The following is a 341-nucleotide window of genomic DNA, read 5'->3' as shown; positions in this document are numbered from 1 at the left end:
AGAGCTCCTGCAGGAAATCGCCAATTTGAACAGCTTGAGAAAGCATCGTTATATGAATTAACAGCAGTAAGAGCAAGAACTGATCGCCAGTTCTTGCTTTTTCTCATGCGAAAAAATGTAGAAAGGCAGGAATGGGAATACGAAAATCCAATTAATTGGTATTTAAGTTGTGGGAATTTTTGGTTACCTCTGTTAGTCTAAAAAGGAGAAGGAATAGAGAAAAACACGAACTTAAAAAAATACGACTGGAGGGAGTCCATGCCAATTTGCCAAAACTGCCATCAACAATGGGGCTGGAAGAAAACTGTCCAAAAGATGTTCATTTTGGATACGGGCATGAT

At 39.0% G+C, this 341-nt stretch carries 1 protein-coding gene; it reads left to right on the top strand.

Annotated features, from left to right (window positions below):
• The coding region (locus R0J87_RS19030) for a hypothetical protein (RefSeq protein WP_498888184.1) at positions 1-201 on the top strand (201 nt) is incomplete at its 5' end.
• Between the last annotated feature and the right edge of the window lie 140 nt (positions 202-341).

The sequence above is a fragment of the Halomonas sp. SIMBA_159 genome (genome assembly GCF_046536035.1).
In the GTDB taxonomy this organism is placed as follows: domain Bacteria; phylum Pseudomonadota; class Gammaproteobacteria; order Pseudomonadales; family Halomonadaceae; genus Vreelandella; species Vreelandella venusta_A.
The sequence above is the reverse complement of the archived record's forward strand: the minus strand, read 5'-3'. Positions and strand labels throughout refer to the sequence as shown.